This window comes from Pseudomonas rhizoryzae (assembly GCF_005250615.1).
In the GTDB taxonomy this organism is placed as follows: Bacteria; Pseudomonadota; Gammaproteobacteria; order Pseudomonadales; family Pseudomonadaceae; genus Chryseomonas; species Chryseomonas rhizoryzae.
This window is the reverse complement of record NZ_SULM01000022.1, coordinates 1-19,850: the sequence shown is the minus strand read 5'-3', so window position 1 is coordinate 19,850 and position 19,850 is coordinate 1. Positions and strand designations below refer to the sequence as shown.

The 19,850-nt window shown below is 66.0% G+C and carries 15 protein-coding genes; 11 read left to right on the top strand and 4 right to left on the bottom strand.

Features of this window, described 5'->3' with window-relative positions; all coding sequences use genetic code 11:
- Positions 1–125: 125 nt before the first annotated feature.
- The 4 genes from FAZ11_RS23580 (at position 126) to FAZ11_RS23565 (ending at position 8,216) form a co-directional block, all read left to right on the top strand.
- Complete coding sequence (locus tag FAZ11_RS23580; RefSeq protein ID WP_058772824.1) at positions 126–1,475, top strand: CYTH domain-containing protein; 1,350 nt, start codon at positions 126–128, stop codon at positions 1,473–1,475.
- Positions 1,476–1,663: 188 nt separating this feature from the next.
- A complete protein-coding gene (tfpB, locus tag FAZ11_RS23575; RefSeq protein ID WP_058761516.1) occupies positions 1,664–3,445 on the top strand; it encodes a type IV pilus assembly ATPase TfpB in 1,782 nt (593 codons plus the stop codon).
- A 39-nt stretch (positions 3,446–3,484) separates the two neighbouring features.
- Positions 3,485–7,834, top strand: coding sequence for a PAS domain S-box protein (locus FAZ11_RS23570; RefSeq protein ID WP_058772823.1), 4,350 nt, complete (start codon positions 3,485–3,487; stop codon positions 7,832–7,834).
- A 67-nt stretch (positions 7,835–7,901) separates the two neighbouring features.
- The gene (locus tag FAZ11_RS23565) at positions 7,902–8,216 is read left to right on the top strand and encodes a DUF2388 domain-containing protein (protein WP_058761514.1); all 315 of its coding nucleotides are present in this window, start codon (positions 7,902–7,904) and stop codon (positions 8,214–8,216) included.
- Between the two features lie 81 nt (positions 8,217–8,297).
- On the opposite strand, the gene gcvH is transcribed toward FAZ11_RS23565, so the two are convergent.
- Positions 8,298–8,681, bottom strand: coding sequence for a glycine cleavage system protein GcvH (gene gcvH, locus FAZ11_RS23560; RefSeq protein WP_058772822.1), 384 nt, complete (start codon positions 8,679–8,681; stop codon positions 8,298–8,300).
- Positions 8,682–8,758: 77 nt separating this feature from the next.
- A complete protein-coding gene (locus tag FAZ11_RS23555; protein ID WP_058761512.1) occupies positions 8,759–9,802 on the bottom strand; it encodes a glycoside hydrolase family 5 protein in 1,044 nt (347 codons plus the stop codon).
- Between the two features lie 462 nt (positions 9,803–10,264).
- Here FAZ11_RS23555 and FAZ11_RS23550 point away from each other — a divergent pair, with 462 nt between their 5' ends.
- The 4 genes from FAZ11_RS23550 to FAZ11_RS23535 all read left to right on the top strand — a co-directional run bounded on the left by FAZ11_RS23550 (position 10,265) and on the right by FAZ11_RS23535 (position 14,515).
- Positions 10,265–11,593: a PQQ-dependent sugar dehydrogenase gene (locus tag FAZ11_RS23550; protein ID WP_058772821.1), complete on the top strand. Its 1,329-nt coding sequence runs from the start codon at positions 10,265–10,267 to the stop codon at positions 11,591–11,593.
- Between the two features lie 131 nt (positions 11,594–11,724).
- The gene (locus tag FAZ11_RS23545; protein ID WP_058761510.1) at positions 11,725–12,399 is read left to right on the top strand and encodes a response regulator; all 675 of its coding nucleotides are present in this window, start codon (positions 11,725–11,727) and stop codon (positions 12,397–12,399) included.
- The gene (locus tag FAZ11_RS23540) at positions 12,396–13,772 is read left to right on the top strand and encodes an ATP-binding protein (RefSeq protein ID WP_058761509.1); all 1,377 of its coding nucleotides are present in this window, start codon (positions 12,396–12,398) and stop codon (positions 13,770–13,772) included. Before FAZ11_RS23545 ends, FAZ11_RS23540 begins: the two co-directional genes overlap by 4 nt.
- Before the next feature lie 128 nt (positions 13,773–13,900).
- Positions 13,901–14,515, top strand: a complete 615-nt coding sequence (locus tag FAZ11_RS23535) for a glutathione S-transferase family protein (RefSeq protein ID WP_058761508.1) — start codon at positions 13,901–13,903, stop codon at positions 14,513–14,515.
- A 6-nt stretch (positions 14,516–14,521) separates the two neighbouring features.
- Here FAZ11_RS23535 and FAZ11_RS23530 read toward each other — a convergent pair whose 3' ends face one another.
- The gene (locus tag FAZ11_RS23530; RefSeq protein ID WP_058761507.1) at positions 14,522–15,784 is read right to left on the bottom strand and encodes a cyclic di-GMP phosphodiesterase; all 1,263 of its coding nucleotides are present in this window, start codon (positions 15,782–15,784) and stop codon (positions 14,522–14,524) included.
- 106 nt (positions 15,785–15,890) lie between these two features.
- On the opposite strand from FAZ11_RS23530, the gene FAZ11_RS23525 reads away from it, so the two are divergent.
- Both FAZ11_RS23525 and mdtD read left to right on the top strand, forming a co-directional pair.
- Positions 15,891–16,772: an acyltransferase gene (locus FAZ11_RS23525; RefSeq protein WP_058761506.1), complete on the top strand. Its 882-nt coding sequence runs from the start codon at positions 15,891–15,893 to the stop codon at positions 16,770–16,772.
- 72 nt (positions 16,773–16,844) lie between these two features.
- On the top strand, positions 16,845–18,278 hold the full coding sequence (gene mdtD / locus FAZ11_RS23520) for a multidrug transporter subunit MdtD (RefSeq protein ID WP_058761505.1): 1,434 nt from the start codon (positions 16,845–16,847) through the stop codon (positions 18,276–18,278).
- A gap of 99 nt (positions 18,279–18,377) precedes the next feature.
- Here mdtD and FAZ11_RS23515 read toward each other — a convergent pair whose 3' ends face one another.
- Positions 18,378–18,587: a cold-shock protein gene (locus FAZ11_RS23515; RefSeq protein WP_007161279.1), complete on the bottom strand. Its 210-nt coding sequence runs from the start codon at positions 18,585–18,587 to the stop codon at positions 18,378–18,380.
- A 407-nt stretch (positions 18,588–18,994) separates the two neighbouring features.
- On the opposite strand from FAZ11_RS23515, the gene FAZ11_RS23510 reads away from it, so the two are divergent.
- Positions 18,995–19,687 carry an HAD family hydrolase gene (locus FAZ11_RS23510; protein WP_058772819.1) on the top strand — a complete coding sequence of 231 codons (693 nt, stop codon included), beginning with the start codon at positions 18,995–18,997 and terminating at the stop codon, positions 19,685–19,687.
- Positions 19,688–19,850: the final 163 nt, after the last annotated feature.

Sequence of the window (19,850 nt, the reverse complement as noted above, 5' to 3'; positions counted from 1 at the left end):
GGATGAAACCTTCATGCGCCCGGGGGCCGGGACGGGCTAAACTAGCGCCCACGTTCTCGCCTTCCGTCGTCACGACGCGCTCGGCACGGAGCCGGACCGTTCTCTTCCGGCGCCAGGATGCTCCAATGGCCAAAGAAACCGAAATCAAGCTGCGCGCCAGTGCGGCGACCCTCGACGCCCTCCGCGCTCATCCCTTGCTCAAGAAGCGTTGCAAGGACGGCTGGCAGCGCCACGAGTTGTCCAACTGCTACTACGACACCGACACCCGCGACCTGGCCCATGCCAAGGTCGCCCTGCGCGTGCGCCGCGACGGCGACCGCTACATCCAGACGCTCAAGAGCCGCGGCCAGAGCGTGGCCGGGCTGTCCGAGCGCAACGAATGGGAGTGGCCGCTGACCGATGCCACCCTGGATACCACACTGTTCGACGACAGCTGCTGGCCCGCGGCCCTGGCCGACCTGGACCTGCGCCGGTTGCAGCCGGTGTTCGACACCGACTTCGTCCGCGACGCGGCGGAGATCGCCTGGGGGCGGGGCAAGGCCCGCACCATCATCGAGGTGGCCCTGGATCAGGGCGAGGTGCGCGCCGGTGACGGGCGCGAAGCCATCGCTGAGGTCGAGCTGGAGTTGCGCCAGGGCGAGCCGGCGGCGCTGCTGGAGCTGGCCGAGCAACTGGCCGCCGAGCTGCCGCTGATGCCTTGCGACATCAGTAAGGCCGAGCGCGGCTATCGCCTGCACGATGCATCGAGCTACACCCTTTATCTGCCCACCCCGGAACTGGACGCCGAGACGCCGCTGGACGAAGCCGTCGCCCGCCTCGGCTGGCATCTGCTGGCCGGCAGCCAGCGCCTGGCCGAGCAATATCGCTGGAACGGCCACTGGCGCCTACTGGTGGACTGGGTGCATCAACTGATCGACCTGCGGGCCCTGCTCGGCAGCCTCGGCCAGGCGGCGCCACGCGCCAGCAGCCGTGACCTGCGCCAGGCGCTCGACGAATTGCTCGCCGACTGGCGTCCGCTGGCCGCCATCGGCCAGGACGACGAAGAGGCGCGCCGCCAGGCGCCGCAGCGCTTCGCCGCCGAGCTGGAGCGCCCGCGCTGGGGTCTGTTCTCCCTGCGCACCGCCCGCTGGCTGCATGCCCGTGCCTGGACCGAGGGCCGTACCGGTCGTGGCGAGCGCCAGGGTGCCACGCCGCTGGGCCAGTGGTTGCCGCGCCTGCTGGCCCAGGAGGCCGCCGAGCTGCCGCTGCTGCGCGCCATCACCGAGCCGGAACTGATCGAGCAACAGCTGCCGCGCCTGGAGCGGATGCAGGTCTGGCTACACCTGGCGCGTGGCGCCCTGGACCTGCCCGAAGCCGACCGGCTGTATGGCGAGCTGGGCAAGCTGGCGCCGCTGAGTGCCCATGGCGATCTCGCCGGGGTGGCCGAGCAGGCCCGCCTGATCCACGGCCTGGCGCCATGGAAAGCCTTGGCTTGAGCCGCCGGACGGCAGGAACGATCCCCTGGCCACACCGTCCATCCTGATGGCACAAGGCCGCGAGCGATTCCGCAACGCAAAATCGCTATGCTGGAGAAAACCACCGCCCCAGTACCTATGGGGGCGGTAGTGGCGTCGCCCGCGGACAGGCTGTCGGATCCGGGCGACCAGCGTTCCTAGGAGTCCCGATGTCCGCCATAGCTTCCTCTTCCGCCGACCGTTGGCTCGACCTGGGCGACATCCTCCGCGAGCTGGTCAGCCAGCGGCGGATCGACCAGCAGACCGCCGAACAGTGCCTGCTGTTGCGCCGTGGCTCCGCCAATCCGCAACAGCATCCGCTGGAATTCCTCGCGGCGCAGAGCGTGGACGACCTCGCCCGGCCCGGGCGCAAGCTGGATCTGGACAGCCTGACCCGCTGGCTGGCCGAATATTCCGGCCAGCCCTTCTACCGCATCGATCCGCTCAAGGTGGACGTGGCTTCGATCACCCCGCTGATGTCCTACGCCTTCGCCCAGCGCAACAAGATCCTCGCCGTGGCGGTGAGCCCGGACGAGGTGACGGTGGCCAGCGCCCAGCCCTTCGTACACAGCTGGGAGAGCAACCTCACCCACGTGCTGCAGCGGCCGATCAAGCGCGTGGTGGCGAGCCCCGCCGATATCACCCGCTATACCCAGGAATTCTTCCGCCTGGCGCGCTCGGTGACCGGCGCCTCGGCGGTTGAGCAGAAGAGCAGCGGCGTCGGCAATTTCGAGCAGTTGGTCAACCTGGGCGCCAGCGACAGCGAGCCGGATGCCAACGACGCCCACATCGTCAACATCGTCGACTGGCTGTTCCAGTACGCCTTCCAGCAGCGCGCCAGCGATATCCACGTCGAGCCGCGGCGCGAACAGGGGGCGGTACGCTTTCGCATCGACGGGGTGCTGCACACCGTCTACCAGTTCCCGGCCCAGGTCACCCTGGCGGTGGTCAGCCGGATCAAGAACCTCGGGCGCATGAACGTCGCCGAGAAGCGCAAGCCCCAGGATGGCCGGATCAAGACCCGCATGGCCGGCGACAAGGAGGTAGAGCTGCGGCTGTCGACCATGCCCACCGCCTTCGGCGAAAAGCTGGTGATGCGGATCTTCGACCCGGACGTGCTGCTCAAGAGTTTCGACCAGCTCGGCTTCTCCGCCGATGACCTGAAACGCTGGGCCAGCATGACCGGCCAGCCCAACGGCATCATCCTGGTCACCGGCCCCACCGGCTCGGGCAAGACCACCACCCTCTACACCACCCTCAAGCAGCTGGCCACGCCCGAGGTGAACGTCTGCACCATCGAAGACCCCATCGAGATGGTGGAGGACGCCTTCAACCAGATGCAGGTGCAGCCCAACATCGAGGTGACCTTCGCCAGCGGCGTACGGGCGCTGATGCGCCAGGACCCGGACATCATCATGATCGGTGAGATCCGCGACCTGGAGACCGCCGAGATGGCCATCCAGGCGGCGCTGACCGGCCACCTGGTGCTCTCCACCCTGCACACCAACGACGCGCCCAGCTCGGTGAGCCGGCTGATCGAACTGGGCGTGCCCTACTACCTGATCCGCGCCACGGTGCTCGGCGTCATGGCCCAGCGTCTGGTGCGCACCCTGTGCCCGGTCTGCAAGGCGCCCACCGAGCTGGACCCGGCCGCCTGGCAGGAACTGACCAAGCCCTGGAACGCGCCGCTGCCCACCGGGGCCATGCAACCGGTGGGTTGCCCGGAATGCCGCGATACCGGTTACCGCGGGCGTGCCGGGGTCTACGAGATCCTTACCCTCTCGGATAGTCTGCGCGAATTGGTGACGGGCGATACCGACATCACCGCCCTGCGCCGCCAGGCGTTCAAGGAAGGTATGCGCAGCCTGCGGCTATCCGGGGCGCAAAAGATCGCCGCCGGCCAGACCACCATGGAAGAAGTGCTGCGCGTCACACCGCAGAGTGAACGTTAGCGCCCCGGCGCCCCACGAGCGGAACAAGGATAGCGAGCCGTGCAGACAACCGCCGTCACCCCTCCAGCGATGGGCGCCGAGGACGCCGAGCAGATTCGCCGCCGCCAGGAATGGCTGGCCGGCCATGGCCTGCTCGACGGCCAAGCGGACCCGGACCTCGACGACCTGGTCGAGCTGGCCGCCACGCTCTGCGAGACGCCCATCGCCGCGGTCAACCTGCTGGGTGAGCACCTGCAACTGTTCAAGGCCGAGCGCGGTCTGGGCGTCGCCGAAATGCCCTTGGCCCTGTCCTTCTGTCGCCACCTGCACGCGGCCAGCGAGGCGCGGCAGATCGAGGACCTCAGCCAGGACCCACGTTTCGCCGACAATCCGCTGGTCACCGATCCCGCGGGGCTGAGATTCTACGCCGGTGCGCCGCTGCGCACGGCCGCTGGGGTCTTTCTTGGCACCCTCTGCGTGTTCGACTGGCAGCCACGAGAGCTGAGCACGGCGCGCCTGACGGGGCTCGACCGCCTCGCCCGCCAGGTGCTACGCCTGCTCGAGAGCCGTCTGCCGACGACTGCGCCGACCCGCCACAGCGCCCTCGACGAGGCGCACTATCGCGCCCTGATGGACGTCAATCCGCAGATCATCTGGTTCGCCCGGCCCGACGGCACCTTCGAATACGCCAATCGCTACTGGTACGAATACAGCGGCCTGACCCCCGAACGTGCCGCCGCCGATCCCGAGCTCTGGGCCGCCACCATCCATCCCGACCAGCGCCAACTGCTGCTGCGCCGTTGGGGCGAGGTCCGCGCGCAGCGCATCGCCGGCAGTCTGGAATTGCAACTGCGCGATGCCCAGGGCCGCTATCGCTGGTTCGAGACGCGCACCATGCCGTTCACCAATGCCAGCGGTGAGATCGAGCACTGGGTAGGGGTGGCCCAGGACATCGACAGCCGCAAACGGGCCGAGACGGCGCTGCAGGAAAGCGAGGCCTTTGCCCGCCTGCTGCTCGAATCCACCCACGAGGGCTTCTGCGCGCTGGATCGCGAGGGCCGCACCACCCTGTGCAATCGCGCCTTCCGCCAGATGCTGGGGCTGGCCGAGGACCGCGACGGCCTGGACGAACCCCTGGAAACCCGCCTCGGTTCGGCGCGCAGCGAGGACGGCGCCCAAGCCATCCGCCGCGCCGCCCGCGACGGCACCATCCTGCATCTGTCCGCCGATGCGCTGCTGCGCGAAGACGGCAGCCTGCTGCCGGTGGAATGGCGGGCCCAGCCGCTCTGGCGTGACGGCGCGGTCCAGGGCGCCATCTGTACCTTCGTCGACCTCAGCGAGCGCATCCGCAGTCATGACCGCCAGCGCTTCCTGCTGGAGCTGGGCGATCTGCTGCATGGCGTCACCCATACCGGCGAGGTGGCCTCGGTGCTGGGTGACAGCCTCGGCCATCTGCTGGCCGTGCAGCGCATCGGCTACGCCCGGGTCGGCCGGGACGGCAGCCTGACCATCGACAGCGACTGGCTCGACCAGGGGCGAACGCGCCGCCTGAACCTGCCCAGCCTGGCCCATTGGCACACCTCGGCGGTGGAGGAATTGCGCCGCGGCGTCATCGTCAGCGTGGAAGACAGCGCCCAGGACCGCCGGCTGGGCCAGATGCGCGAGCGGCTGCTGGAACACGATGTCCGTGCCGGCCTGGTGGTGCCGCTGCTCGCCGAGGAGCAACTGGTCGGCCTGCTGTTCCTCTACACCGATACGCCCCGCCACTGGACCATCGGCGACGTGGCCCTGGTACGCGAGGTGGCCGAGCGCATCCGCATCGTCATCGAGCGCACCGCCGCGGCCGACGCCCTGCGCGTAGCCGAACAGCGGATCGCCCTGGCCATGGACGTGGCCGATCTGGGCGTCTGGGACTACGACATCGACCACGACCTGATCAGCTGGGATGTCCGCCTGGCCCATCTGGTCGGCGCGCCGGAGCGCCGCCGCAAGACCCGCGGGGCAGCCCTGCTGCGCGCCCTGCACCCGGCCGACGCCCCCCGGGTCCGCGCTTATGTCAGCGCGGCCATCCAGAGCCAGGGCAGCGCCTACGATCTGCGCCTGACCTTTCGCGTGCGCAGCTCGCGGCAGGAAGAGCCGGTCTGGCTGAGCATCCGCGGGCGCGAACGCCTGGAGCCGGGCGGACGGCGACGCCTGGTCGGCATCGCCCGGGACATCACCCGCGAACGCCACGACGCCGACCGCATCAGCGAGACCAATCGCCAGTTGCGGCAACAGATCGAAGAACGCCGCGAAGCGGCAGCCCGCCAGCACGCCCTCATCGAGCTGGGCGACCGCTTGCGCGAAGGCGATCCGGAAAGTGCCGGGGTGGCCGTCGCCCTGGAGCTGGTGGGCGTGCGCCTGGGCCTGCGTCGCGTCGGTTACGCCCGGCTCGACGAAGGCCGCGGCACCTTCGTCCTGCAGCAGGTCTGGACGCCCAATGGCAGCGCCGATCATGCCCTCGCCTGTCCGTTGCTCGCTCCTGACAGCCTGGGCACCCAGGAAGGCGAAGCGCCCCTGGTCATCGACGACGTCAGCCAGGATCCCCGCGCCCAGGCCAATGCCGAACGCCTGCTCGACCTGGAAATCGCCGCCTTGGTGGATATCCCACTCTACGAGGATGGTCGCCTGCGGGCCTTGTTCGTCGCCCACGACCAGCGCGCCCGGCTGTGGAAGGAAAGCGAGGTACAGTTCCTGCGCGATGTGACCGACCGACTCTGGTCGGCCATCTGCCGGCAGCGCTCCCAGGAGGCCCAGCGCGAAAGCGAGGGGCGCTTCCGCCTGATGGCCGACAGTGCCCCGGTACTGATCTGGGCCTGCGACGGCGAGGGCCAGCTGCAATTCGTCAACCAGCGCTTCGCCAGCGAATTCGACCTGCACGATGCCGACCTGCGCGACCAGGGCTGGAGCGCCCTGCTGCCGGAAGCGGAATGCCCGGCCTTCGAAGGGGCCTTCAAGCAGGCCATCGCCACCCATAGCGCGCTGCGCGCCGAGGTACGGGTGCGCAATGCCCAGGGCGAGTGGCGCTGGCTGCGTCTGGAAGGCACGCCGCGCCTGGAGGTCGACGGCGAATTCCACGGCCTGGTCGGCTGTGGCGTGGATATCACCGAGGCCCGCCAGACCACCGACCAGTTGGAACAGCGCATCGCCGAGCGGACCCAGGAGCTGGGCCGCAGCCATGCCCGGTTGATCGCCGAGATCTACGAGCGCGAGCGGACCGAAGAAGCCCTGCGGCAGTCGCAGAAGATGGAAGCCATCGGCCAACTCACCGGCGGTATCGCCCACGACTTCAACAACATGCTGACCGGTATCGTCGGCGCCCTCGACCTGATCCGCCTGCGCATCGCCAACGGCCGCACCCAGGACCTGGATCGCTACATCAACGCCGCGGTCAATTCGGCGGATCGCGCCGCGGCCCTCACCCATCGGCTGCTGGCCTTCGCCCGCCGGCAGACCCTCGATCCGCAGCCGGTGGACGTGCACCAACTGGTCGAATCCCTGCAGGATCTGCTGGTACGCACTGTAGGTGAGAACGTTGCCCTGCGGCTGGACCTCGCGCCCGTCGCCTGGCTCGCCCACAGCGATACCCATCAGCTGGAAAACGCCCTGCTCAACCTGGTGATCAATGGCCGCGACGCCATGCCCGCCGGTGGCGAGCTGTGCATCGCCACCACTACCCTCAGCCTGGACGCCGAGGCGGCCGCGCGCGAATCCCTCACCCCGGGCGACTATGTCCGCCTGAGCGTGACCGATACCGGCACCGGCATGCCGCCCGAGGTCAAGGCCAAGGCCTTCGAGCCCTTCTTCACCACCAAGCCGGCCGGCCAGGGCACGGGGCTCGGCTTGTCGATGATCTACGGCTTCGTCAAGCAGTCCGGCGGTACCGCGCGCATCGACACCGAGCAGGGCCAGGGCACCACCATCAGTCTCTATCTGCCCAGGCACGCCGAAGTCGCTGCGGCAGCCCAGGAGCAGTCGACCACCAAGGTCGCGCCACGCGCCGAAGCCGGCCAGACCGTCCTGGTCGTGGAAGACGAGTACGCCGTGCGCATGATCGTGCTGGAGGTACTCGCCGAACTGGGTTACACCGCGCTGGAGGCCAGCGATGCCGACGGCGCCCTGCCGATCATCGAGAGCGGCCAGCGGTTGGACCTGCTCATCAGCGATGTCGGCCTGCCCGGCATGAACGGTCGCCAGCTCGCCGAGATCGCCCGCGGCCGCCGGCCCGAACTCAAGGTGTTGTTCATCACCGGCTATGCCAAGAATGCCAAGGTACGCGGCGAGTTCCTCGGCGAGAACATGGACATGCTGATCAAGCCCTTCGACATCGACGCCCTGGCCGAACGCATCCACAGCATGATTCAGAGCTAGCAAGGGACTCGGAACTCGTCGGACCTCTCCGCTCTCTAACGGAGACCTCAAGAAGGAGATCTCATCCATGCGCCTGAAGAAGCTTGCTCTGGTTTCCCTGATCGGCCTGCCGCTGCTGGCCGCGACCACCGCCGCCAATGCGGATGCCCGGTTCTGGCGTCATGCCGCGACCCTGGGCGCGACCTCCGGCTCGTTCTATACCACCAGCCGTGACGACCACAAGATCGTCGCCGCCACCCAGGACGATGCCAGCTCCTACCTGGCCAGCAATGGTCAGATCCGCGGCCCGTATCTGGAAGCCGCGCTGCGCGACATGCGTGCGGCCCAGCCGGGCCTGCAGGCTAGCGACAGCGATCTGGCCATGCGTATCCTGACCCAGTAAGAAGCAGGCAAAAAAGAACCCCGCCGGTCACGCCGCGCGGGGTTCTTTTTTTGGTGGATTCGCGAAGCGCGAACGCAGCCCTTAGCTTTCGCTGGCCTGCCGATAGCCTTCGGCATCCAGCAGCTTGTCCAGCTCGGCCGCATCCTGCGGCTTGAGCTTGAAGAACCAGGCGCCATAGGGCTCGCCGTTCACCTGCTCGGGTGCATCGGCCAGCGCCTCGTTGATCGCGATCACCTCGCCGCCCACCGGCGCATAGATGTCCGAAGCGGCCTTGACCGACTCCACCACGCCAGCCTGATCGCCCGCGGCGAGGGTCTTGCCGACTTCCGGCAGTTCGATGAACACCACATCGCCCAGTGCCTCCTGGGCATGGTCGGAAATGCCGACGGTGACGCTACCATCGGCTTCCAGGCGCGCCCATTCGTGGCTGGCGGCATAACGCAGGTCGGCGGGAATCTGGCTCATGAGGGGTCCTCGGGACTGGCACGGTGAAAAGACTAGGGTAGCCTGCCAACCCTGACGACCGCCATGGTCACCCACGCTTAATTGGGGCCGATCCGCGTGCAGCTGGTGTTGTCGACGTACTTCTTCAGCGTCGCCCACTGCGGCCGATCCACGCCGTTGATGGGCTCCACCGCCAGGTTGTAATTACCCCAACCCGGGCCTGCGGCCCAGTAGCTGGCCGGAATGCAGTGCTGCTTGAGATAGGCCAGCATGTTGTCCATGGCCAGCAACCAGCGCGGATCGTCATCGGGCACGCCGAATTCGCCGATGTAGCCCTGCTTGCCGTTCTTCTTCAGCCAGTCGACGAAGGGCTTGACCCGGTTCACCCCGACCTGGGGATCGAAGCCGCTCATGTCCTTGCTGGCGTATTGGCCGCCGCCATCGTTGTCGAAATAGACATGGGCGGAGAAGATCAGCTTGTTCGCCGGATCCTTGAGCGCCAGCAGCGGATCGTTCCACTGCGGCCAACGGGCGGCGCTGGACCAACCGTTGCCCTCGACGATGATGGGATGCACGTTGTCCATGGTACGGATGCCGTTGATGCCGTGCTGAGCGGCGGTCGGCCAGAAGGCCACGGCGTCGTGGGGCTCGTTCATGATGTCGTAGCCATAGAGCGCCGGGTGCTTGCCGAAACGGAAGGCCAGACGGTAGGTCACGTCCCAGTAGTTGAAATAGGTGACCTTACCGGCACCGATCACCTCACCGCGATAACGCGCATAGTTGTGCAGATCGAGGATCACCTTCACCCCGTACTTCTGCGCGTAGTTGAGCGTCTGGGTGATCAGGGCGCCATAGTCCGGGTCCAGCATGGAATTCAGCTTGGGCTGGATGCGCTCCCAGATGATCGGAAAGCGCACCAGCGTGATGCCCTTGGCGCTCCAGTCCTTGAAGTGCTGTTCGCTGGGAAAGACGTAGTTGCGATTGTTCATGCCGGGCAGCACCTGGCTGGCGAAACCGGCACCGGAGAAGTTGAGACCGACCAGTTCGACCGCCTGGGCCGAAGGCAACCAGGTACTGGCCAGGGCCAGGGTGCCGGCGAGACACAGCGAAACGTGGCGCAAGCGCCGGGTAAGGGATTGCATGACTGCACCTGTGGGAAGAGCTATTTCCCGCCGCCCGCAAACTAGCGGGCTCTGGCGTGGACGAGTTCGGGCGGCCGCGTCCTCTTGCGGCGCCGTGTGGCGCGACTTCGTCGTCATTGTTGACACAGCTATCGGCCCTTCCAGGCACAGCTTGAGTAGATTTTTTCTTTCAAAAACAGATGCTTATAACGATCAGCGCGTCAGATTACCGGCACCTTGCGGGAGTTCGACCGGCCAGTCGTGCTAAGACCTTGAACCAGCACTACTTTCAGGCCCAAGACCTGGGCAAGCGAAACGGCTGCGTGCATAGCGAGAACCAGCTTATCCAATGCAGTCGATTTGTAACCTTGCCTGCCAACCGGGTCGCCCGCACCGGCTACGTTGTCCACTCGAGGCCCGCGACCAGGAACGTTATGCTCCAACCCGGCCTCTACCTTGCAACCTGCCGCGAGAACCCTTGCCATGCCCCTTTGCGCGACCCTTCCGTTTCGTACCCTGGCGCTGACCTGGGTAACCGCCACGCTGCTCGGTTGCGGCGAGACTGCCCTGTTACCCCGAGAAGCCAGCTATGGCCCCAGCCCCACGCTGCCGGCACCGCACCCGACCTTCATCCCCACGGTGAACGTGGCGTCTGCGGTGGGTTGGCCCCAGGGTGGCAAGCCCATCGCCGCGCCAGGCACCCAGGTCCAGGCCTTCGCCAGCGGCCTGGACCATCCGCGCTGGCTCTATGTGCTACCCAATGGCGACGTGCTGGTGGCAGAAAGCAATGCGCCCAAGCGCGACGGCTCCCCCGGCCTCAAAGGTTGGATCGCCGGCCTGTTCATGAAGAAGGCCGGGGCCGGCGTGCCCAGCGCCGACCGCATCACCCTGCTGCGTGACGCCAACGGCGACGGGGTGGCCGAAACCCGTACGGTATTCGCCGAGCATCTGCACTCGCCCTTCGGCATGGTGCTGGTGGGCAACGACTTCTATGTCGCCAATGCCGATGCCCTGGTGCGCTTCACCTATCGCCCCGGCGCCACCCGCCTGGACGGCCCGCCCACCCTGGTCACCGAGCTACCGGCGGGTATCAACCACCATTGGACCAAGAACGTCATCGCCAGTCGCGATGGCCAGAAGCTCTATATCACCGTCGGTTCCAACAGCAATGTCGGCGAAAATGGCCTAGACATCGAGCAGGGGCGAGCCGCCATCTGGGAGCTGGACCGCGCCAGTGGCCAGAAGCGCCTGTTCGCCACTGGCCTGCGCAACCCCAACGGCCTCGACTGGGAGCCCACCACCGGCAAGCTGTGGACGGTGGTCAACGAGCGCGACGAGATCGGCAGTGACCTGGTGCCCGACTATGCCACCTCGGTGCAGGACGGCGGCTTCTATGGCTGGCCGTACAGCTACTGGGGCCAGCATGTCGACAGCCGCGTCCAGCCGCCGCGCCCGGACCTGGTGGCCAAGGCGCTTACCCCCGACTACGCCCTCGGCACCCATACCGCCTCCCTGGGCCTCGCCTTCGCCAGCGCCGCTACCCAATTGCCAGAGGCCTTCCGCCAGGGCCTGTTCGTCGGCCAGCACGGCTCCTGGAACCGCGATCCGAAGAGCGGCTACAAGGTCGTCTTCATCCCCTTCCAGAACGGCACGCCCAGCGGTCCGCCGCGCGATGTGCTGACCGGTTTCCTCAATGCCAAGGAAGAAGCCCAGGGGCGCCCGGTCGGCGTGGTCATCGATGGACGCGGCGCCTTGTTGGTGGCGGACGACGTCGGTAACACGATCTGGCGGGTGAGCGCCCAACAGCCCTGAAGCTGTCTTTGTTAATGCCGTCTTAAGCGCCCCCGCCTAGGCTTGAGCCTGACCATCCTGGGGGATGGCCACCGCTCTTGCCGAGGCAGGCCCGGAGCGGTAAAAACCGTTCCACCGCCTGGGAAAATCCAATGAGAATATTACTGGCCGAAGACGACATGTTGCTGGGCGATGGCATCCGTGCCGGCCTGGCCCTGGAAGGCGATACCGTCGATTGGGTGACCGATGGCCAGGCCGCCCAGTCCGCCTTGGAAACCGACCCTTTCGATCTGGTGGTGCTCGACATCGGCCTGCCGCGGCGCTCAGGGCTCGAGGTGCTGTCCGCCCTGCGCAAGCGCGGCGATGGCACCCCGGTACTGATCCTGACCGCCCGTGACAAGGTCACCGACCGGGTCACCGGCCTGGACACCGGCGCCGACGACTATCTGACCAAACCCTTCGACCTCGACGAACTGCTCGCCCGCGTCCGTGCCCTGACCCGGCGCAGTACCGGTCGCGCCCAGCCACTCCTGGAGCACAACGAGCTGAGGGTCGATCCCGCTACCCACAGGGTCACCCTGGCGGGTCAACCGGTTGATCTGGCCCCGCGCGAATACGCCCTGCTGCGCCTGTTGCTGGAAAACATGGGCAAGGTGCTCTCGCGCAATCGCCTGGAGCAGGCGCTCTATGGCTGGGACGGCGATGTCGAAAGCAACGCCATCGAAGTCCACATCCACCACCTCAGACGCAAGCTTGGCAGCAGCCTGATCCGTACCGTGCGCGGCATCGGCTATGGTATCGACCAGCCCGAACGGCCGACCGCATGAGCGACAGCCCCGCCGCTTCCCTGCGCAAGAGGCTCTTGACCCTGCTGTTGTGCGGGATCTTCGCCTGCTGGCTGATCGCGGCGCTGGTGACCTATCAGTTGGTCTTGCGCCAGGTGAATCGCCTGGCTGACGAAGACATGCTCGACTTCGGCGCGGCGGCCCTGCATCTGGCCACCCTGACCGAAAGCAGCGAACAGGTCCTGTCGCCGGAGGCGCAGGTGCTGGAGCGCAGCCGCCTGGCCATCGCCGATCTGCCGCTGTTCAAGCGCCGCAACGCACTGGGCTATCTCCTGCAAGCCGGCAATCAGCAACTCGGCACTCCCGCTCCACCCCCGGGCCTGATCGACCAGCCCCCGGGCTTCAGCAGCCTGGTCGCCAACGGTCAGCGCTGGCGCGTGCTGCGCCTGATCAGTGGCGAAGGCAAGATCTGGATCTACGAGAACCTCGCCGACCGGCGTGGCGCCACCAACCTGCTGCTGCTCGGCTCGTTGTTTCCCCTGGGCCTGGCGCTGCCAGTGCTGGCGGCGCTCATCTGGTTCGGCGTCACCCGCGGTCTTGCGCCGCTGCGCCAGCTGGCGTCCCAGGTCAAGCAGCGCTCCGCCCAACGCCTGGAGCCCTTGCCGCTGACTCGGGTACCCCAGGAAGCGGCGGTCCTGGTGGCCGAGATCAACGCACTGCTGCAACGCCTGGACGGCGCCCTGGAGGCCGAGCGCCGGCTGACCAGCGATGCCGCCCACGAAATCCGTACGCCCCTCGCCAGCCTCCTGACCCACACCCAGGTAGCCCTGCGCTCGAGCGATCCTCAAGCCCATGCCCGCGGCCTGGTGCAGGTTCGCCGCAGTGCCGAACGTATCAGCCAGTTGATGGAGCAGATCCTGCTACTGGCCCGCCTGGACAGCGGTGCGCTACAGGAGCAATTCGTCACCGTGCACCTGGGCGGCCTGGCGGCGGATACCCTATCCGAGCTGGCACCGCTGGCCATCGACAAGAACATCGATCTGGTCCTGGAAGACCAGGACGTTCAACTTTCCGGCATCCCGACCTGGCTCGGCGTCCTGCTCACCAACCTGGTCGGCAACGCCATCCGCTACACCCCGAGCGGTGGCCAGGTGCTGGTGCGGGTCGCCGCGGGTGCGCCCGGCCGGGTGCGGATGGATATCTGCGACAGTGGCCCCGGCGTTTCGGCGGAAGAACGGGAGCGGATCTTCACCCGCTTCTACCGCAGCGAAAGCGCGGGGCAGAACACCGGCAGCGGACTCGGCCTGCCCATCGTCAAGCGTATCGTCGAAATCCATGGCGGCAGCCTGTACCTGGGCGAGGGTTTGCAGGGCCGCGGACTGGGCGTGCACATCGAGCTGCCCGGCATCGCCTGAAGTCGATGAGCGGGCCGGCGCCGACCGGCTAAGACCAAGGCCGGCTTTCAACCTGACCGGTCAAAGGCTTACAGTGACGGGATTCGCCATCGGCGACGTGCAGTCCCGCCACCTGGAGAGCCCGGCCCATGTCCATGATCCTGTACCACACTCCCGCCTCGCCCTTCGGTCGCAAAGTCGTAGTGATGCTCCACGAGACGGACCTGATCGAGCAGGTGGAAGTGGAAATCGTCCAGCAGACCCCGCTCAACCCCAATCGCGACGTCCTAGATACCAACCCCGCCGGCAAGATTCCGGCGCTGCGCCTGGCCGATGGCACCTGCCTGCACGACAGTCGCGTCATCCTCGACTACCTGGATACCCTGCACGGGCGCGCGTCCCTGATTCCCCGTGACGGCCCCGAGCGCTGGCGCCGACTGACCTTGGCCTCACTGTGCGACGCCATGATGGAAGCGGCCGTGCAGATCCGCTACGAAAGCTTCATGCGTCCGCCCGGCATGCAGTGGAAACTCTGGCTGGACAACCAGCAGGAAAAGATCGCCCGCGCCCTGGACTACTTCGAACGAGGCGCCATCGCCGAGTTGGAGGGGGAATTCGACGTAGCCGGCATCGGCATGGCCTGCCTGCTGGGCTACCTCGACTTCCGCATTCCCAGCTGGGCCTGGCGCAGCGACTGTCCGCGCATCGCCGCCTGGTACGCTCGCGTCAGCGAGCGTCCGTCACTGCAGGCGACCCGGCCCTGAGTGCGACTAGGCCTGCTGCCAGAGCTGCTCCAGGTTACGAAACCCCCAGTCCTCGGGCAGCTCCCGGCGTACGATGCGCTCGCCTGCACTCGCCTGCGCCAGGTCCAGCAGGCGCTGAGGCAACGGGGTACGCGAACGGGCGGAAAAGAACACTCTTACCTTGGGCGTCAGCAGACTTTGCGGATGCTGATCGACGACCACCGCCAGTTGCTCGTTGCTCAAGCGCACCAGGGAACCAATCGGATAGATGCCGATCGTTTTCACGAAGGCCTGGAATACCTGGGGATCGAAATGTCCGGTCCACTCCGCCATCCGGCGGATAGACTCGGCAGGACTCCAGGCCTGCTTATAGGGCCGGGTCGAGGAAATGGCATCGTAGACATCGCAGACCGCGGCGATGCGCGAGAGCAGGCTGATGTCCTTGCCCGCCCGCCCACTGGGATAGCCGCTACCATCGAATTTCTCGTGGTGATGCAGACAGACATCGATGACCTCGGCAGGTGCGCCCCAGGCCTGCAGCAGGGCGACTCCAAGCTCGGGATGCCGCTTCATCACGGCGAATTCCTTATCGGTCAGCTTGCCCGGCTTGTTGAGCACCTCGGGGGGCACCAGCATCTTGCCCACGTCGTGCATCAGACCGGCCTTACCGGCCAGCAAGACCTGCTCCGTGGGCAGCCCCATTTGCCGCGCCACGGCCGTCATCAGGGCACAGACCGACACCGAGTGGATATAGGTATATTCGTCCGCCGTACGCAGACGCGTCATACTGATCAACGCCGTGGGATGCCGCAGGACCGACGTCGAAATCTGCTCGACCACGTCGTCCACTTCGTTCAACTCGATGGCCTTGCCCAGACGGACGTCCTGGAACAGTCGCATCACCTCCTGCTTGGCGTGGTCGCTTATCGCGGCTGCCTGCGCCAACTCCTGCTGGCAACTGTCCGCCGGCTCCTGCTCGGCACTGGTGGACAGCGGCATCACCCTGGGCGACTCCAGAGGCGCTGGCGAGAGTGGCGGCATCTCGGCAAGGGGCGCCGCCGACGGTGGCACGACCACCGGCTCGTCCGCAGGCGGTTGTGGCAATCGATCCAGCCCCTTGGTGACATCGATCCACACCGCCGTCACCGCACTGTCCTGAATCTTCTGCAGATCGCGTGGACTCTGCAGCACGAACCGAGCCTTCCAGAAGGGGTGATCGATCCAGTTGCCTTCGAACTTGTGGATGTACATACCGAGTCGAATCTCGGCACTAGTAATCTTTTTCAGCATGGCGTTCACTTCGCAGCATCCCGGCAGCAGCCGCCCTAGAGCGGATCATGGCAAAACGTCATGTCACGCTAAAGACTATCGCCCCAAGTTACAGACGAGAGTATTCATGCATCTTCTGACCGGTATCACCGTCTCCCTGCTACTGTTGCTGAACACCCTCGTCCTGATCGGTCCGCTGTTGCTGTTCGCCTTGATCAAGCTGCTTCCGGTCATCCCATTGCGCGATTTCAGCTCCCGGATCGTCATGAACATCGCCGAGACCTGGGCGGAAATCAACAAACTGATCTTCGCCCGGCTCACGCCCACCCACTGGGATATCCGCGGCGCAGAGGTGCTCAGGCGGGATCGCTCCTATCTGGTCATCTGCAATCACCAATCCTGGGTCGACATTCCCGCGCTGATCGAGACCTTCAACCGCAAGGTGCCCTACTTCAAGTTCTTCCTGAAGAAGGAACTCATCTGGGTCCCCTTTCTCGGGCTCGCCTGGTGGGCATTGGACTATCCCTTCATGAAGCGTTACAGCAAGGAGCAACTCGCCCGGCGACCGGAACTCAAGGGCACGGATCTGGCCATTACCCGACGCGCCTGCGAAAAATTCCGCCGCCAGCCGGTCACCATCGTCAACTACCTGGAAGGCACCCGCTTCACCTCCGCCAAGCATGCCGAACAGGGTTCGCCCTATCGGCACCTGCTCAAGCCCAAGGCGGGCGGCATGGCCTTCGTCCTCGCCGCCATGGGCGATCAGCTGGATACGCTGCTGGACATCACCCTGGTCTATCCCGAAGGGCGGATACCCGGGTTCTGGGATCTGCTTTGCGGGCGGGTGAAACGCGTTATCATCGATATCCGCGCGCGACCGCTGGATCCAGCGCGCTGGGCGGGCGACTACAGCGAAGATGCGCAATTCCGCGCGCATTTCCAGCAGTGGGTCAGCGAGCTCTGGGCAGAAAAGGATCAGCGAATCGAGGCGTTGCAGCAGTCCCGCTGACATGGCGGGGCACCCCGCGGTCTGCCGAGAGTCAGAGTGCGGGTAGTCGGTTGTCTCGACAAGGACCTCCCAATGCCCACCCCGACGCTGGATTCCACTACGGCCCGCTGGCTTCCCTGGCTGATCGCCGTTGCCTTCTTCATGCAGTCGCTGGATGCGACCATCGTCAACACCGCCCTGCCACGCATGGCCGCCGATCTCGGCGAGAACCCCTTGCGCATGCAGGGGGTGGTGATCGCCTACCTGCTCACCGTCGCCCTGTTGATTCCGGCCTCGGGGTGGATTTCCGACCGTTTCGGCAGTCGCCGCGTCTTCTTCACCGCCATCGCCCTCTTCACCTTCGGCTCGCTGCTCTGCGCCCTGGCGCCCAGCCTCAATCTGCTGATCGCCGCCCGCGTCATCCAGGGCCTGGGCGGCTCCTTGATGCTGCCGGTTGGCCGCCTGGTGATCCTGCGCGTCTATCCGCGCAGCGAGTTGGTGCGCATCCTCAGCTTCATCACCATTCCCGGGCTGATCGGCCCGCTGGCGGGCCCGGCGTTGGGTGGCTGGCTGGTGGAGGCCGTCTCCTGGCACTGGATCTTCCTGATCAACCTGCCGGTGGGCATTCTTGGCTGCCTGATCACCCGCCGCCTGTTGCCGGACCTGCGCAGCCCGCTGCCGCAACGCTTCGATGGCCTGGGCTTCTTGCTGTTCGGCACCTCCATGGTGCTGATCAGCATCGCCCTGGAAGGCCTCGGCGATCTGCACCTGCCCCATGTGCGGGTGGTGCTGCTGCTAATGGGCGGCATGGCCTGCATGGTCGCCTACTGGCTTCGCGCCCTGCACCACGAGCAACCCTTGTTCTCGCCCGAGCTGTTCCGCATCCGCAGCTTCGCGGTGGGCATCTTCGGCAATCTCTTCGCCCGCCTCGGTAGCGGCGCCCTACCCTTCCTCATCCCGCTGCTATTCCAGGTGGGCCTCGGTTACTCGCCCGCCCAGGCCGGCCTGCTGATGATGCCCCTGGCGCTGTCGGCAATGCTCGCCAAGCCCATCGCCGGCCCCCTGATCGGCCGCCTCGGCTATCGGCGCCTGCTGGTAGGCAACACCCTGCTGCTGGGTTGCCTGATCGCCAGCCTCGCCCTGCTCGGGCCCACCACGCCCTTCGTCTGGCTGCTCATTCATCTGGGCATCTTGGGCGCGGTGAACTCCATGCAGTTCACCGCCATGAACACCATCACCCTCATCGACCTGCACGACCAGCAGGCCGCGAGCGGCAACAGCCTGCTGTCAGTGGTGATGCAATTGGCCATGAGCTTCGGCGTCGCCTGCGCGGCGGCCTTGCTGGGCGGCTTCCAGGACGACTACGGCGACGTCGAGGTGCTCTCCGCCTTCCGCGCTACCTTCGTCTGTGTCGGGGTGCTGTCGATGCTGGCCGCCGGGATCTTCCTGCAGGCCTCGCGCGAAACCGGTCGACGGGCCAAGCCGCTGGCGACGGAGCCGGAAAAGAGCGCGCAGAACGTGGAATGACGCCTACTGGCGCCTGGTCTTCTAGGAGTACCCAGGCGCCAGAAACGAAAAACCCCGGCAGCGCCAGGGTTTTTCGTGAGCTTCGGGCAACGTCAGGTGTCAGATGACCTGTACGTGCTCTGCCTGCATGCCCTTCTGGCCTTGCACGACTTCGAAGCTGACCTTCTGGCCTTCAGCCAGGGTTTTGAAACCTTTGCCTTCGATCGCGCGGAAGTGAACGAACACGTCCGGACCGCTCTCGGGAGTGATGAAGCCGTAGCCTTTGGTTTCGTTGAACCATTTGACGGTGCCGTTCTGACGATTCGACATGACGGGTGTTGCTCCTTGGAATAACGGGTTTGTTATGACACGTGCTGGCGCGGCTGTGCGTTGCATAGACCATGCGCCTGGGACTGAGTTGCAAGGAGTAACAAGAATCGCAGCAAGGGGTGGACATCGAGCCTACCGCCTCAGGTCACGATCGACGGCGACCCAAGCAAACACAGTTCTCGAACTCTACGCCATATCTTTCTGGAAAGCGATTACCCTCCGGAGGTCGAAATCGTTTTGGATACGAGGTCCTTTTGAGTCGGCTCAAAGCGGCTGGCGAGCCGGTTTTCGACCGCTTGGACAAGGCCTGCCAAGCCACTGAAACGAGGGCTTTCAGCGCTGCCATCACGGCTAAGCAGTGCCAGGTCGATCTCCACTCCTGAAATCTCCCCCTGCAAGGAATACCGATGAATGTCACCCCTGTGGAACTGCTGATCAGCGATTGCGATGGCGTGCTGGTCGACAGCGAAATCCTGGCCGAGCGCGTCGTCCTCGACGGCCTGGCCGCCTACGCCCCGCGCGCCGAATTGGAAGCCCTGTTGCATGGCACCTTCGGCCTGACCACCCGGGACATCTTCAACCTGGTCGAGCAACGCTTCGGCATCACCCTGCCCCCGGCCTTGTTCAGTGACCTGCGCGCCCAGGCTGAAGACCTGATCTCAACCAGCGTCGAGCCCATCCCCGGCGTGAAGCGGGCGTTGGAAAGCATCGATCTGCCCCTGGCCGTGGCCTCCAACAGCCTGAGGCACAGCGTCGAATCCTCGGTCCGGCGGGCGGGCCTGGTCGAGCGGGTGGCAGGCAACGTCTTCAGTGCCGACATGGTGGCAAAACCCAAACCGGCACCCGACGTCTATCTGCTCGCGGCCAAGACGATGGGCGTCGCACCAGAGCGCTGTCTAGTGATCGAAGACAGTGCCACCGGGGTCCGTGCAGCCCTGGCTGCAGGCATGAGAGTCATCGGCTTCACCGGCGCCAGCCACATCCCGCCGAGCCATGCCGACACCTTGAGCAAGTTGGGCGTGACCGCGCTGATCGCGCACATGGACGACTTGCCCGAGACCGTGGCCCGACTACGCGGCGCGGCCATCGGCGCGAAATGAAAAAGGGGCCGCAAGGCTAATGCCAGTCAGTTAAGCCTGACTGGCATTTTTCTTTCTGGTCGGATACTTCGAAGGCTTGGGCTTGATGACCCGCGGATAGGCACGGTAATCGCGCCTATGCGGCAGCACGAAATGCGGTGCCAAAGCATGCAGGTCGGCGAGA